Annotated in this window: 14 protein-coding genes; 6 read left to right on the forward strand and 8 right to left on the reverse strand. The window is 64.6% G+C overall.

Annotation, left to right across the window (positions count from 1 at the left end):
• Positions 1–110: 110 nt before the first annotated feature.
• Entirely contained in the window at positions 111–728 is a 618-nt protein-coding gene (gene thpR / locus CDQ91_RS05275; protein WP_088471670.1) for an RNA 2',3'-cyclic phosphodiesterase, read from the forward strand.
• On the opposite strand, the gene CDQ91_RS05280 is transcribed toward thpR, so the two are convergent.
• Positions 635–1,135, reverse strand: coding sequence for a low molecular weight protein-tyrosine-phosphatase (locus CDQ91_RS05280; protein WP_237245828.1), 501 nt, complete (start codon positions 1,133–1,135; stop codon positions 635–637). The genes thpR and CDQ91_RS05280 overlap by 94 nt on opposite strands.
• A 103-nt stretch (positions 1,136–1,238) precedes the next feature.
• Between CDQ91_RS05280 and CDQ91_RS05285 the strand changes: the two genes are divergently transcribed.
• Entirely contained in the window at positions 1,239–2,831 is a 1,593-nt protein-coding gene (locus CDQ91_RS05285) for a spinster family MFS transporter (RefSeq protein WP_088471671.1), read from the forward strand.
• 107 nt (positions 2,832–2,938) lie between these two features.
• On the opposite strand, the gene CDQ91_RS05290 is transcribed toward CDQ91_RS05285, so the two are convergent.
• The 5 genes from CDQ91_RS05290 to CDQ91_RS05310 form a co-directional block, all read right to left on the reverse strand.
• Positions 2,939–3,514 (reverse strand): superoxide dismutase family protein, encoded by a 576-nt coding sequence (locus tag CDQ91_RS05290; protein ID WP_237245829.1) that lies wholly within the window; start codon positions 3,512–3,514, stop codon positions 2,939–2,941.
• Between the two features lie 362 nt (positions 3,515–3,876).
• Positions 3,877–4,302, reverse strand: coding sequence for an ExbD/TolR family protein (locus tag CDQ91_RS05295; RefSeq protein ID WP_088471672.1), 426 nt, complete (start codon positions 4,300–4,302; stop codon positions 3,877–3,879).
• Between the two features lie 35 nt (positions 4,303–4,337).
• Entirely contained in the window at positions 4,338–4,856 is a 519-nt protein-coding gene (locus tag CDQ91_RS05300) for an ExbD/TolR family protein (protein ID WP_174688467.1), read from the reverse strand.
• Positions 4,857–4,961: 105 nt separating this feature from the next.
• Positions 4,962–5,777, reverse strand: coding sequence for a MotA/TolQ/ExbB proton channel family protein (locus CDQ91_RS05305; protein WP_237245830.1), 816 nt, complete (start codon positions 5,775–5,777; stop codon positions 4,962–4,964).
• A gap of 74 nt (positions 5,778–5,851) precedes the next feature.
• Positions 5,852–6,508, reverse strand: a complete 657-nt coding sequence (locus CDQ91_RS05310) for an energy transducer TonB (protein WP_088471673.1) — start codon at positions 6,506–6,508, stop codon at positions 5,852–5,854.
• Between the two features lie 268 nt (positions 6,509–6,776).
• Between CDQ91_RS05310 and CDQ91_RS05315 the strand changes: the two genes are divergently transcribed.
• Complete coding sequence (locus CDQ91_RS05315) at positions 6,777–7,661, forward strand: hypothetical protein (protein WP_088471923.1); 885 nt, start codon at positions 6,777–6,779, stop codon at positions 7,659–7,661.
• Between the two features lie 109 nt (positions 7,662–7,770).
• On the forward strand, positions 7,771–9,090 hold the full coding sequence (locus tag CDQ91_RS05320; protein WP_088471674.1) for a homoserine dehydrogenase: 1,320 nt from the start codon (positions 7,771–7,773) through the stop codon (positions 9,088–9,090).
• Here the strand turns inward: CDQ91_RS05320 and CDQ91_RS05325 are convergent.
• Positions 9,087–9,485: a hypothetical protein gene (locus CDQ91_RS05325; protein WP_237245831.1), complete on the reverse strand. Its 399-nt coding sequence runs from the start codon at positions 9,483–9,485 to the stop codon at positions 9,087–9,089. The genes CDQ91_RS05320 and CDQ91_RS05325 overlap by 4 nt on opposite strands.
• A 128-nt stretch (positions 9,486–9,613) precedes the next feature.
• Between CDQ91_RS05325 and glpX the strand changes: the two genes are divergently transcribed.
• Positions 9,614–10,582: a class II fructose-bisphosphatase gene (glpX, locus tag CDQ91_RS05330; protein WP_088471676.1), complete on the forward strand. Its 969-nt coding sequence runs from the start codon at positions 9,614–9,616 to the stop codon at positions 10,580–10,582.
• Between the two features lie 416 nt (positions 10,583–10,998).
• Here glpX and CDQ91_RS05335 read toward each other — a convergent pair whose 3' ends face one another.
• Positions 10,999–11,490 (reverse strand): flavodoxin family protein, encoded by a 492-nt coding sequence (locus CDQ91_RS05335; protein ID WP_088471677.1) that lies wholly within the window; start codon positions 11,488–11,490, stop codon positions 10,999–11,001.
• 63 nt (positions 11,491–11,553) lie between these two features.
• On the opposite strand from CDQ91_RS05335, the gene CDQ91_RS05340 reads away from it, so the two are divergent.
• Positions 11,554–13,527: an alkyl/aryl-sulfatase gene (locus CDQ91_RS05340; protein ID WP_088471678.1), complete on the forward strand. Its 1,974-nt coding sequence runs from the start codon at positions 11,554–11,556 to the stop codon at positions 13,525–13,527.
• Positions 13,528–13,541: the final 14 nt, after the last annotated feature.

Here is a 13,541-nt window from a genome sequence, read left to right on the forward strand (position 1 = left end):
GGCCGTAGAGAAGCAATATCGTGATTTTCCTCCTCGCTTTCAAGCGAAACCCGACAAGCCCCCATCTTTGAGGTTTTCGCATGGCCAGAAGGGCTTATGCTGGACGCGCCATGTCGACCCATCGCCTGTTCGTCGCGCTGCGCCCGCCGCCGCCCATTCGCTCACTTCTGATCGCCGCCATGCACGGTATTTCGGGGGCACGGTGGCAGGACGACGACCAGCTCCACCTGACCTTGCGCTTCATCGGTGAGGTCGATCATCACCGCGCAGAAGATATCGCCGCCACGCTTGGCGTGATCCATGCCCCTGCGATCACCGCGCGCATCGCCGGGACCAGCCTGTTCGAACACCGCGGCCAACCGCACATGGTCTGGGCCGGAGTTGAGCCGCTGGCCCCGCTCGCGGCGCTCCACCGCAAGGTCGATCAATTACTCGCGCGCGTCGGGATCGCCCCCGAAACCCGGGCCTTCATGCCGCATATCACACTCGCGCGGCTGAATCGTGCCGCCGGACCGGTCGCGCCTTTCCTCGCGCAGAGCGGCGATCTGGCCAGTCCGCCCTTCGTCTTCGACCATGTCCTTCTCTATGAAAGCGAGCTTGCGCATGGCGGCGCGCGCTATCATCCGGTGGCGCGCTATCCGCTCGATGCCGACGCGTCGGTAACCAGCGCCGCCGCGACCGCCGATACATCGTCCCACGTCACACCAAAACCGCCTTCGTCGCCATAATAGGGATCGGCCACACTGTCGCCTTCGCGGCCGCGCACCAGATCGAGCATCAACCGCAGCCGCGCGGTCGCATCGGCGGGCGCGATCGCGCGCGCGTCGCGCAAATTGGTGTCGTCGGCGGCGAGGATCAGGTCGAAGCGATAGAAATCGTCGCGGGTCAGCTGGCGCGCGCGCAGGTCGCCAATGTCCGCGCCGCGCCGCCGCGCTTCTGCCTGTGCGCGGGCATCGGGTGGACGACCCACATGCCAGTCGCCGGTCCCCGCCGAATCGAGCGTCGCGTCGATCCCGGCGTCGGCGAAGGCCGCTCGCGCCGCACCTTCGGCCAGCGGCGAGCGGCAGATATTGCCGAGGCAAAGAAAGAGGATCGCGGGTCTGGTTTTTCTATCGTTGCGCATATCGCCGATCATACCATCTTCATACAAAGTTGAACCAACATTCAACTTGCGCGCCCATCGCGCTCTGCTAGCCATGACGGATAAAGCGATAACGGGTCAGGGAGAGAGTTGCCAGATGGCTGAAACGGTCCATGAGAATGATGCTGCGCACGAACAGGCGCCGGTCACGAGCGCCAGCGGCTATAGCTGGTATGTGCTGGGCGTCCTCGTCGTCGTCTATATCCTCAATTTCATCGACCGGCAGATCCTGAGCATTCTCGCGGTCGACATCAAGGCCGACCTCGGGCTGACCGATGCCGATATGGGCTTTCTCGGCGGCGCCGCCTTCGCGGTCTTTTATGCCTTGTTCGGCATCCCGCTCGGTCGGCTGGCCGACAATTGGAGCCGGGTGAAACTATTGTCGATCGGCCTCACGCTCTGGTCTGTCATGACCGCGCTGTCGGGCTTCGCGTACAACCAGTTCACCTTGACGATGGCCCGCATGGGGGTGGGGGTAGGCGAGGCGACGGCGAGCCCGACCGCCTATTCGCTCATCTCCGACTATTTTCCGAAGAAACAGCGGGCCACCGCGCTCGCCATTTATTCGTCGGGACTCTATCTGGGCGGCGGCGTCTCGCTGTTCATCGGCGCATTGATCGTCGAGGCGTGGAATCGCGGCTATCCGACGGGCGGCCCAATGGGACTGGTTGGATGGCAGGCAGCGTTCCTGGCGGTCGGCATCCCTGGCCTGCTCCTCGCGCTGTGGGTAGCTTCGTTGCGCGAGCCGGCACGCGGCGTAATGGATGGTGTCCCGACCCACGGCTCGCCGACGCCCTTCCGGGCTTTTGGCAAAGATCTGACGATGATCGTGCCGCCGCTGACGCTGATCGGCGCGTGGCAGCGCGGGCCGACCGCGCTCGCCCTCAACATCGGCTTCGCCGTCGCCATCGCTATCTTTGCCTGGTGGATGATCAGCCTGACCGGAAATTTCCCGCAATGGGTCGCGGTCGGCATCGGCTATTATGCAGTATTTTCTTGGGCCTGCACGCTGCGCGCCCACGATCCGGCGACCTTTCGGCTGATCTGGGGAACCCCGGCGTTCATCTGCACGACGCTGGGCTATGGGCTGGTCGCACTCGCCGCCTATGGGCTCGCCTTCTGGTCGGCGCCCTATGCCGAAATCGTGCTGGGGCTGCCCAAGCAGGAACTGGCGTTCATATTGGGCGCGAATGGCGCCGCGAGCGGCTTTATCGGGGTGATCATCGGCGGCCGGATGGCCGATGCCCTGCGCACGCGGCATCCGGCGGGGCGCATCGTGATGATCATATTCGGCGTCGTCGCGCCGATCATCCCGATCTGGATCGGTTACACCACCGAGAATTCGACCCTATTCTACACGATGAACTTCCTCGCGGGAATGTTCGGCGCGACCGCGCTCGGCGCCGCAGCCGCAACGACGCAGGATCTGGTGCTTCCGCGGATGCGCGGGACGGCGACCGCCGCCTTCTTCCTCGGCACGACGTTGGTCGGGCTGTCGTTCGGCCCCTATATGGTCGGGCAGATTTCGGATCTGGCCGGAACGATGGTGGGCGGCAAACCGGTCGGCGATCTGCGCACCGGCATCCTGTCGCTGATTGGCGTTGCGCCGATCGCGCTCGCCCTGCTGCTCTACGCCTATCGCGCCGTTCCGCGCGCCGAAGCAACGATCGTCGAGCGCGCCGGAGCCTGAGCCGGGCCGCTGATGGCGGCCCGGCACTCGAGTCTGCTTAAGTTGAACTATATGGGCCCCTCCCCCGATCGGGAGGGGCCTCATTCGGTCGAGCGCGTCGACGGTGCTTAGGCCCCGCCCGCCACAACCACGCCGCACGCGACGCGGCCGCCGCTGTTGCCGCTGGGGTCAGTCCTCATATCGTCAGGACCGGCATGGATGACAAAGGCGGCGCCGTCGGCGTCGATCACCCCGCCCTCACCCGTCAGCCGGGTGCCAACGAGGCGCAGCGTCGCGCGGCCGATTGTGTCGGTTTCGACCACCAGATTGGGCAGGTCTCCATGGTGCGCGCCCAGCGGGTTGTCGCGGCCATGCTGCGCACCGGTCGGGTTCCAGTGCGGGCCAGCGCTGGTGAAGGCGGGCGCGTCGCACTGGCCAACGGCGTGGACATGCATGCCATAGGTTCCGGCGGCAAAACCGCGCGCGACGACCTCGAGACGCAGGCCGCTGCTGTCCTTGAAGATATCGACGCGGCCGCGGTCGGCGCCACGTGCATCGACGAGCTGGGCATAGGCGTCGGGAATGGGCAGATTGGCGGCAGGGTCCTTGTCGCCACCCGTGGACGCGCAGCCAGCCAACGCAAGCGCGCCTAGCGCAACGACGCCCCGAACCATAAAGCCTTTGCTCGACATCGCTTTCATCATTCTGCTCCCCGATAATCCAATTGATATCACAACGCCGTAGCGGCGAATTTCGATCCCGCCCAGTCAGGATGCGCCGATTCGGCGCCGGTTCCAATAGCGATGTGACGAAAAACATGTCGCAGCGCTTCGTCGCTACGATAGATGTTGCGTAGATCGATTAGGAGGCGCCTCCCAGCGAAGTCGCGGAGTGCGACCCTCTTTCATGGGGATAGGCTTTAATCGTTTCGGATGGAGCCCCCGCCCGACATCGCGGCAATCAGGCGGGCAGAATGCGGCACGTCCTCAGGCACAAATGGCACAAAGAGAAGGGGCCGCGAATCGCTTCGCGGCCCCTTCCATCAAACGGATTTTCCGATCAGCGATCAGAAAACGCGCGCATATTGTTCGTTACCGACAAAGCCAAGCTTGCCGACGCCGCTACGCTTCACCACCGCCATGACATTGTCGACGATATAGTAACGCGCATAGGGGTCCGGCTGGACCTGCAGTTCCGGTTCGACCGGCAACGCCTTGGTCTGTTCCAGATAGGTCGCCAGCTGCGCCAGATCGACCGGCGTCCCGTTCCAGGTGATCGTCCCTGCGGGGTCGATCATCACCTTGTTCTTCTGGGGATCGACGTTGCTCGGATTTTCATTTGGTACCGGAAGGTCGATCTTCACCGCGTGAGTCTGGACCGGGATGGTGATGATGAACATGATGAGGAGCACGAGCATGACGTCGATCAACGGCGTCGTGTTCATATCCATCATCGGTTCATTGTCGTCCCGATCTCCAACTGCCATGGACATGGGTCTATTCCTTTTCGTTTATACCGGAACCGCCCTTACAGGCGGCTCACCGAGACCGCACCAGGTGCCGGTTCGGAAATGAACCCGATCTTCTGGAAACCAGCGAACTGCATGGTGTAGATCACCCCGCCGATGCACTGGTACGGCGTGTTGATGTCGCCGCGGATATGCACTTCGGGGAAATTTTCCTCGGTGATATTCTGCGGTCCGCCGATATCCTCAAGCAGCTGCTTGAGCTTTTCCTGTCCGCGTTCGAGCAATTGCTTCGAATCGACCGGGGTCTGGCCCCAATAGACTTCGCACGACGGGCTTTCGGGATTGGGTTCGCCATCGCCGTCGGTGTCAGCCGAACGAACCGACAGCAGAACATTTTCAGGCTTGGTCGTTGTCACCTCAAACTGCACGTCGGGCAGCTTGAGGTTCACCGTCTCCAGCACCACGGGGACCGTGATGAGGAAGATGATGAGCAACACCAGCATGATGTCCACGAGCGGCGTCGTGTTGATTTCCGACATAGGGGCGTCTTCGCCCTTGTTGCCTGCACTCATCGCCATAGGATTAGCATCCTGTCACAAAATTTCTATCATGGACCTGGGCGGCCGCCGCAAGCGGCGACCGCCCAGTCCTTCCCTTCCCATCCCAAAGGACGGGAAGAAAGATCAGGCCTTCTTCGGCGCGGCCGGAGCAGCGGCCTTCGCCGGTGCAGCGGTCGTGATCGGCTTCACCTGGCCACCCGACATGATCGAACCGAGAACGTCGTTCGAGAAGGTCGAGAGGCGACGAGCGATCGCCTTGTTGCGGCTCTGCAGCCAGTTGAACGCGAGCACCGCGGGAACGGCCACGATCAGACCGATGGCGGTCATGATCAGAGCTTCACCGACCGGACCCGCGACGGTATCGATCGAGGCCTGGCCCGACGCACCGATTTTCACGAGCGCGCGAAGAATACCGATAACGGTACCGAACAGACCGATGAACGGTGCGGTCGAGCCGACGGTCGCGAGGAAGGCGAGGCCGCCGTTGAGCTTCGAGTTGATGTGGTTCTGCGAACGCTCGAGCGTGCCGTGCATCCAGTCATGTGCTTCGACGGGATCGGTCAGCTTGTTATGCTCTTCGTTGGCGCGGAGACCGTCTTCGACGACCTGGCGATACGCGCTGTTCTTTTCGAGCTTCGCCGCACCTTCGGCGAGCGTCGGCGCGCGCCAGAAATTGGCGTCAACCGCCTTGCCCTGGCTCATGACCTTATTCTGTTCGAACAGCTTGGTGAACAGGATGTAGAGCGTGCCGATGAACATGATCAGCAGGATGAGGAAGGTCAGCTGCGAAACGACGCCGCCTTCGCACAGTGCGGGGACGAGGCCATAGGGGCTCTGGCCCTCTTCCTTTACGCACATCGCTGCGGGCATCAAGCTGAGGCCTGCGTCGTGAGCGGCTGCCGGCGCCGCAGCGGCGGCATTTGCGATCAGATTAAACATTGTGGAAATTCCCTCTCAAATATTCGTAAATCAAGAAATTTGGATGCCCTTGAAACCGATATCCGTGCCGAAAATCAGCGCGGAATCTGCCAACGGATACGATTGCTGTAAGACCCGCCCGTGGGGTTGCCCGCACGATCCTTGCCCGGATTGAACCGGCCGCGGCGCGTAATGAGCTTACAGGTTTCGGCGTCCAGATCGCCATGACCACTCGACGACGTCACGTCGCACGACGTAATCCGGCCATCGGCGCCATAGGTGACACGGAAACCGGTCGTCCCTTCACGCTCTTCGCGCATGGCGCGCGCCGGATAATCGTCGTTCGTCGCCCAGCGACCCGGGTTGCCCTTCGGCGTACCAGCGGCGCTGAGATCCGGCGACGGCGGCGGCGCAGGGGGAGCCGGCGGCGTATAGACCGGCGGCGGCGGCGCGGGGGGGATTTCGCGCTGCGACTGCATCGTGTTCGTCGTCACCGGCGGCGGAATCACCGACGGCGGCGTCACCACCGGCGGCGGCGGCGGCAGGACATTGTCCGGCGGCGGCGGCGGCGGCGGCTCTTCCGGCGGCGGCGGTTCTTCTACGTCCACCACATCCAATTTTTCGGCAATTTTCTTGACGATACTGATGTTCAAGCCGTTAACCAGGCCATAGCCCAGAACCGCTGTGAACAAACCGACCAAGACAATTGCCACTACCCTATTTTTAGGGTCGACATTATCACCATAAGCCATTCAGGAACGACGCTCCTTGCTAGATCATCCTGACACCAATCCATACCGTCGGGGGGAGTTGCAATAAGCCCGGATGATTTCCGATGCGTTCCGCAGACCCGACGGCGCAGCAACCGGCCATATCTGTTCTTGCCGGTCGCTTCGCCTGACGTCCTATCGCGGTGGCGGCAAGTTCGCAAACCCTTTATCAGCGGTTAATGTGCAGTGCCTCATGATGGGGCTTTAGGCACCGCTACCGGTGTCACATATGTTGGAAAGCGAAACGATCATGCGCGCATTTTTGCCGGCCGCGCTCGCCGGCCTGGTTACGCTAAGCTACGGGATTCCCCAAGTTTCGGCGATGCAGGCGCCCCCGCCTGCAGCCGCCGCAACCAACCCTTTCAGCTATGCCGACATCGCCGATCTGGCCACCAGCGCACCCATGGTATTACACGCCAGCATCTATAAGGCCGCGCCGCTCAAGCCGGAACAGGCCCCCGGCGTGGCGGCCGGTCGGGCACGATTCTACATCGAAGCAGACGTCATCAGCCTGATTCGCGGAGCCGGACCGCTCGCCGCGCGCATCTCCTATCTCGTCGACCTGCCGCTCGACGCCAGGGGCAAGCCGGTGAAGCTCAAAAAGAAGCAGCCGGTCCTGCTCTTTGCCCGTCCGGTCGCGGGGACGAGCGCGGGAAACAACAGCACCAGCAGCGTCCGCCTGGTCGCCCCCGATGCCCAGCTTCCCTGGGATCCGGCAACCGACGCGCAGCTACGCGCGATCCTGACCGAACTGGTCAAGCCGGGCGCTCCGCCGGCGATCACCGGCATCGCCAACGGCTTTCACGTCCCCGGCACCTTGCCCGGTGAGGGCGAGACGCAATTGTTCCTCGATACCAAAACCGGCGAACCGGTGTCGCTGACCATCCTGACCGCTGCCGATGGGTCGCGCCGCTGGGCCGCGGCGTTCGGCGAAATCGTCGACGGATCGGCCGCGGTTCCGGCGCGGAATACGCTCGCCTGGTATCGCCTCGCCTGCGGCCTGCCGCGCCAGCTGCCGCTCAACAAACTGGCGGGCACCGCGCCCGAGGACCGGCGCAAGGCGGCGTCGGACTATGGCGTCGTGCTGGGCGCACTCGGCGATTGCACGCGGACCCGCAAGCCACCGGTGAACTAACGAGGTGAACTAGCGATACGCGCACTGCGGGCTTGTTTCCGGCCCAAAAGCCGATAGGGCGCTGCCACCGGCGGGGATCGGCCCGCGTCTATATATATGGAGTGTCCGCATGTCTCCCCACCCCGCCCCCACCGCCCCCCGGCCGCCCCTGCGCGTGGCGCTTGCCGGAATTGGCGTCGTCGGCGGCGGCGTGGTGCGCTTGCTCGAGGCGAACCGCGACCTGATCGCGCGCCGCGCCGGGCGGGCGATCGAGATCGTCGCACTGTCGGCGCGCGACCGCCACAAGGATCGCGGCATCGACCTGTCGGCCTATCGCTGGGAAGATGACATGGCGGCGCTCGTCGCAGCCGATGACGTCGATGTCGTCGTCGAGATGATCGGCGGCGCCGACGGCCCCGCGCTCACCCTCGCGCGCCAGACGCTCGGCGCGGGCAAGGCGCTCGTGACCGCCAACAAGGCGATGATCGCGCACCACGGCCTCGACCTCGCGCGGCTCGCCGAAAGCACCGACACCCCGCTGAAATATGAAGCCGCGGTCGCGGGCGGCATCCCGGTGATCAAGGCGATCCGCGAAGGCGCGTCGGCGAACGAGATCGCGCGCGTCTATGGCATTCTCAACGGCACCTGCAATTATATCCTGACGCTGATGGAGCGTGAAGGCGCGGGCTTTGCCGAGGCACTCGCCGCCGCGCAGGCCGAAGGCTATGCCGAAGCCGACCCGACCTTCGATGTCGACGGCATCGACGCCGCGCATAAATTGTCGATCCTCGCCTCGCTCTGTTTCGGAACCAAGCTCGACATCGGCGCGGTCACCGCGAACGGCATTCGCAACATCATCGCCGCCGACATTCGCGAGGCCGAGGCGCTGGGCCACCGCGTCCGCCTGATCGGCATGGCCGAACGCGACGAAGCCGGCCTGTCGCAGCATGTCCAGCCGTGCCTCGTCCCCGCCGACCATCCGCTCGCTTATGTCCCCGGCGCACTCAACGCCGTCGTTGCCGAGGGCAATTTCGTCGGCCGTCTGTTCTTCGAGGGCGCGGGCGCGGGCGCGGGGCCGACAGCCTCTGCCATCGTCGCCGACATCATCGACATCGCGCGCGACGAATATGGCCCCGCCTTTGCGATGCCGGTCGATGCCCTCGATCAGGCGCCGGTTGCCGATGCCGGCGCGCGCGTCGGCAAACATTATGTCCGCCTGATCGTCGAGGACCGGATCGGCGTGCTGGCCGAAATCGCGACCGCAATGCGCGATGCCGACGTGTCGATCGAAAGCTTCATCCAGCGCGGCAACGGAACCGAAGGCGGTGTGGTCATCGCGCTGGTCACTCACGAAGGTCCGGCGCGCGCGATTCACGCCGCGCTGGCGATCCTCGCGGCGTCGGACCATGTTATCGGCACCCCGATGCACATGCCGATCCTGGCGCTCTAGGGCTCAGGCTCATCAGGCGCGGCGGGTTCGCCGGTTTCGGGGTCGGTCGCACGCTTCGCCATTTCGTATAATGCATTATATTCGGGGCCGGGCTTTGCCCTCCCGCCGAACGAGACCCAATTATAGGGCAGCTTGTCCCCGATAACTCCCTGCGCCTCGGCGCGCGGAATCTGAGGCTTGGTCGATCGTCCGACGCCCGCAATCGCGCGCAATTCGGGTGACAGGCGGTGGCGTTCGGTATCGCTGCCGCACACCGTGATCGATCCATCCTCGGCGGGTTTGCAGCGGCGGATCGGGTCGACCATCTCTTTTGCGTTGGCGGCGGCGGTTTCGGCGTTGCGCGGCGGCGGAGGCGCCGGCGGCCCCTGAACCTGCGCTCCGGCTGTCACGGTCATGACACAGGCGAGAGCAAAGGCAGCACCGTAACGGGCGAAGCATCCTCGACAAGCGGTGCGACCGGCCATATGGCGCGCACAATGCCCGACCCGGGCGACAAGGCAAGAAGAAAGACGGAGATCATCGGATGACGAACAGCAGCAACCTCGACCGCGTGCTCGTGCTCGAAATGGTGCGCGTCACCGAAGCGGCGGCGATCGCCGCTGCCAAGCTGATCGGGCGCGGCAATGAAAAGGCCGCCGATGCGGCCGCGGTCGAAGCGATGCGCACCGCGTTCAACACGCTTTATATGGACGGCACCATCGTCATCGGCGAAGGCGAGCGCGACGAGGCGCCGATGCTCTATATTGGCGAAAAGGTCGGCAACGCGCCGGGCAAGGGCCCGAAGATCGACATCGCGGTCGATCCGCTGGAAGGCACGACGATCACCGCCAAGGCCGGCCCCAACGCGCTCGCCGTACTCGCGATCGCCGAAGAAGGTTGCCTGCTCAACGCCCCCGACGTCTATATGGACAAGCTCGCGGTCGGCCCCGGCTATTCGCCGAACATCGTCAATTTCGACAATAGCGTCGCGCAGAATGTCGCAGCGGTGGCGAAAGAAAAGGGCTGCGGCCCCGAAGACATCATGGTGTGCGTGCTCGACCGCCCGCGTCACGAAGCGATCATCACCGAATTGCGCCGCATCGGCTGCGGCGTCGCGCTGATCCCCGACGGCGACGTCGCCGGGGTGATCGCGACGACCAATCCCGAAACCAATGTCGATATTTATATGGGCAGCGGCGGCGCCCCCGAGGGCGTGCTGGCTGCTGCGGCGCTGCGCTGCGTCGGCGGCCAGTTCAAGGGCCGCTTGCTGTTCCGCAACGACGACGAACGCAAGCGCGCAGCCAAATGGGGGGTCGAGGATCTCGACCGCGTCTATGACCTCGAAGACCTCGCCAAGGGTGACGTGATCTTCGCCGCAACCGGCGTCACCGACGGATCGCTGCTGCGCGGGGTCAAGCACCGCCGCGACGGCGTGATGACCACCGAGACGGTCGTGATGCGCGCTTCGTCGGGCACGGTGCGCTGGGTGAAGGGCGAGCATCGGGCGGCGTAAGGCGCGTTCGGGCGGGTGGCGGTCGAAATCAGCTGTTCCCCAGCGAAAGCCGGGGGCAGAGCGCCACCAACTGACGCCTGCTCTGTAATGCTCTGGGCCCCGGCTTTCGCCGGGGAACGGGAATGGCCGTAAGCGACCAGTTGCGGCCATTCGATCCTCCCTGTGCCGCAGGCATGGGGAGGTGGCAGCCCGAAGGGCTGACGGAGGGGCTATGGGCGCTGACGTCGCTGCCCCTCCACCACCGCCTGCGGCGGCGGTCCCCCTCCCCATCGCTGCGCGACAGGGAGGATCTTTATGTCCGCTTCCCACCCCAATTCAGACACTCCACTCTTCGTCACCCCGGACTTGATCCGGGATCCATGGCAGTCCTCGCCTTCTGGCCCCCGGATCAAGTCCGGGGTGACGAGAAATAGGAGTCAGAAAATTCCGGCAGCCAGCCCCTCAACCAGCGCGGCGCCCAGATCGCGCGCTTCGGTCAGGCGGTCTTGCGCGATCCTTTTCAGCGCGAGGATCGCTTCGGGGGTCTGTGCGTCGGTGTTGACGATCATATGGTCCGCTACGCGTTTCAGCCGCCAGCCGGTGGCGATGCGGTCGAGTTGGCGTTGGGCATTTTCGCCGTCGGATCCGGCGCAGATAATCGTCGCATAGGGGCGCCCCTCGATCCGGCCGAGGCAGGGATAATAGCAGCGGTCGAACATCTCCTTCATCGCGCCCGACAGGGCAGCGAGATTTTCGGGGCCGACGAAGAGATAGGCGCCTGCCGCCAGCAACATTTCTGGAGTGACATCGTCGGCGGCGGCGAGCCGCGCCGAATCGCCGCCGCCCGCCGCGGCGACTTCGGCGAGCGCACGGCTGCCGCCGGTGCGGCTGTGCCATATGATCAGCAGCGTGGGTGGGGTTTCGTCCATAGCTGATGCTTGCCAAGCAGGGACGTCCGGCGCAAGCTACCCCGAAATTTGGGGGAGAATGATATGCGCCGTTTGACCGTCCTGTTGCTGGCGACCTGCCTGCCGCTCACTGCCCCCCTTCCCGCCAGCGCGCAGGATGCCGCGAGCGCGGCGACCCGCGCGGCGCAGGCCGAACTGGCGGCGCGCCTGCCGCTGGACGATCCGCGCGACATGGCGAATGTCATGCGCGGCAAGATCGCCGAGATCGCCGACGGGGTGATCCTGACCAAGGACGGCAAGACGGTGTGGGACCGGCGGCCCTATGCCTTCCTCGCCGCCGAGCGTGCGCCCGATACGGTCAATCCGTCGCTGTGGCGGCAGGCGCGGCTGAATGCGGTGCACGGATTGTTCGAGGTGGTGCCGGGGAAAATCTGGCAAATCCGCGGCTATGATATTTCGGTGATGACGATCATCCGTGGCAAGGCGGGATGGATCGTCGTCGATCCCCTGCTGTCCGAAGAGGCTGCGGCGGCGGGATGGAAGCTGTTCGCCGACACGGTCGAGGCAAAGTCGGGCAAGCTGCCGATCAAGGCGGTGATCTTCAGCCACAGCCACAGCGACCATTTCGGTGGCGTCGGCGGCATCGTGACCCCCGAACGGGTGAAGCGCGAAAAAATCCGCATCATCGCGCCGCACGGCTTTTCCGAAGAAGCGACGTCGGAAAATGTCCTCGCGGGCGCAGCGATGGGCCGCCGTGCGCTCTATATGTTCGGGTCGATCCTCGCGCCCGGGCCGACCGGACAGGTCGACACCGGGCTGGGGCCGAAGCTGTCATCAGGCACCATCGGTTATATGGAACCGACCGAGACGGTGGGCGAAGGCGGCGGCACGCTGACGATCGACGGGCTGGCGTTCGAATTTCTCGACGCCGGCGGGACCGAGGCGCCGTCGGAGTTCGTCTTTTACATCCCGGCCTATAAGGCGCTCCACTCGACCGAGGTCGTCACCCATAATCTGCACAATGTGCTGACCTTGCGCGGGGCGCAGGTGCGCGATGCGCTGCGCTGGTCGAAGGTGATCGACGCGACGCTGATGAAATGGGGCGGCAAGGCCGATGTCGTCATGGCGTCGCATCACTGGCCGACTTGGGGGGCGGGGGAGGTCAGCACCCTGCTGGCCAACCAGCGCGACGCCTATCGCTATGTCCACGACCGCACCCTGTTTCTCGCAAATCGCGGCGCGACCCTGCACGAACTTGCCGACCAGACGCCCGAAGCGCCGGTGCAGGGACGCGATTTCTCGACCCGCGGCTATTATGGCACGGTCAATCACGACATGAAGGCGACCTATCAGCGCTATTTCGGCTGGTGGGACGGCAATCCCGCCAATTTCAACCCGCTGCCGCCCGAAGCCAGCGCGCCCAAATATGTCGCGCTTGCGGGCGGGGCCGACAAATTGCTCGCGGCGGGCAAAGCGGCGATTGCGGCGGGCGAGTATCGCTGGGCGGCTGAACTGCTGAACAAGCTGGTCTTCGCGCAGCCCGACAATCAGGATGGCCGCGCGGCGCTTGCCTCGGCCTATGACCAGCTTGGTTATCAGGCCGAGTCCGGCGCGTGGCGAAATTATTATCTCGCCGCCGCCGCCAGCCTGCGTGGCAATGCGGTCGAGAACATATCGGGCAATGGCCAGAGCCGATCATTCGTCAGCGCGATCCCGACCGGGGTGTTTTTCGATGCGCTCGCGACGCGCTTCGATGCGGCAAAGGGCGCGGCGGTCGCGGGGACTTTCCAGTTCGTGCTGCCCGACAGCAAGGAGAGCGTCGCGGTGGTCGTCGGCGGCGGGGTCGAGGTGCCGCGTTACGGCGTGACCGACGCCGCGCCAACCGCGACGATCACGCTCAACCGCGCGACCCTCGACGATGTGATGCTGGGGCAGGCGCAATTCCCCGCGCTGATGCAGTCGGGGGCGATCAAGATCGATGGCGATCGCATGGCGTTCCTGTCATGGTTCGCTCTCCACCCGCCCGCCAACCCGCGTTTCAATGTGGTTGTCCCCTAGGGGGGCAACCGACT

It is taken from the genome of Sphingopyxis witflariensis (genome assembly GCF_002205635.1).
GTDB lineage: Bacteria > Pseudomonadota > Alphaproteobacteria > Sphingomonadales > Sphingomonadaceae > Sphingopyxis > Sphingopyxis witflariensis.

Coding starts and splice junctions, on each gene's coding strand:
- thpR (WP_088471670.1), top strand. CDS start 111: ATGTCGACCCATCGCCTGTTCGTCGCGCTGCGCCCGCCGCCGCCCATT.
- CDQ91_RS05280 (WP_237245828.1), bottom strand. CDS start 1,135: ATGATCGGCGATATGCGCAACGATAGAAAAACCAGACCCGCGATCCTC.
- CDQ91_RS05285 (WP_088471671.1), top strand. CDS start 1,239: ATGGCTGAAACGGTCCATGAGAATGATGCTGCGCACGAACAGGCGCCG.
- CDQ91_RS05290 (WP_237245829.1), bottom strand. CDS start 3,514: ATGATGAAAGCGATGTCGAGCAAAGGCTTTATGGTTCGGGGCGTCGTT.
- CDQ91_RS05295 (WP_088471672.1), bottom strand. CDS start 4,302: ATGTCCATGGCAGTTGGAGATCGGGACGACAATGAACCGATGATGGAT.
- CDQ91_RS05300 (WP_174688467.1), bottom strand. CDS start 4,856: ATGGCGATGAGTGCAGGCAACAAGGGCGAAGACGCCCCTATGTCGGAA.
- CDQ91_RS05305 (WP_237245830.1), bottom strand. CDS start 5,777: ATGTTTAATCTGATCGCAAATGCCGCCGCTGCGGCGCCGGCAGCCGCT.
- CDQ91_RS05310 (WP_088471673.1), bottom strand. CDS start 6,508: ATGGCTTATGGTGATAATGTCGACCCTAAAAATAGGGTAGTGGCAATT.
- CDQ91_RS05315 (WP_088471923.1), top strand. CDS start 6,777: ATGCGCGCATTTTTGCCGGCCGCGCTCGCCGGCCTGGTTACGCTAAGC.
- CDQ91_RS05320 (WP_088471674.1), top strand. CDS start 7,771: ATGTCTCCCCACCCCGCCCCCACCGCCCCCCGGCCGCCCCTGCGCGTG.
- CDQ91_RS05325 (WP_237245831.1), bottom strand. CDS start 9,485: ATGACCGTGACAGCCGGAGCGCAGGTTCAGGGGCCGCCGGCGCCTCCG.
- glpX (WP_088471676.1), top strand. CDS start 9,614: ATGACGAACAGCAGCAACCTCGACCGCGTGCTCGTGCTCGAAATGGTG.
- CDQ91_RS05335 (WP_088471677.1), bottom strand. CDS start 11,490: ATGGACGAAACCCCACCCACGCTGCTGATCATATGGCACAGCCGCACC.
- CDQ91_RS05340 (WP_088471678.1), top strand. CDS start 11,554: ATGCGCCGTTTGACCGTCCTGTTGCTGGCGACCTGCCTGCCGCTCACT.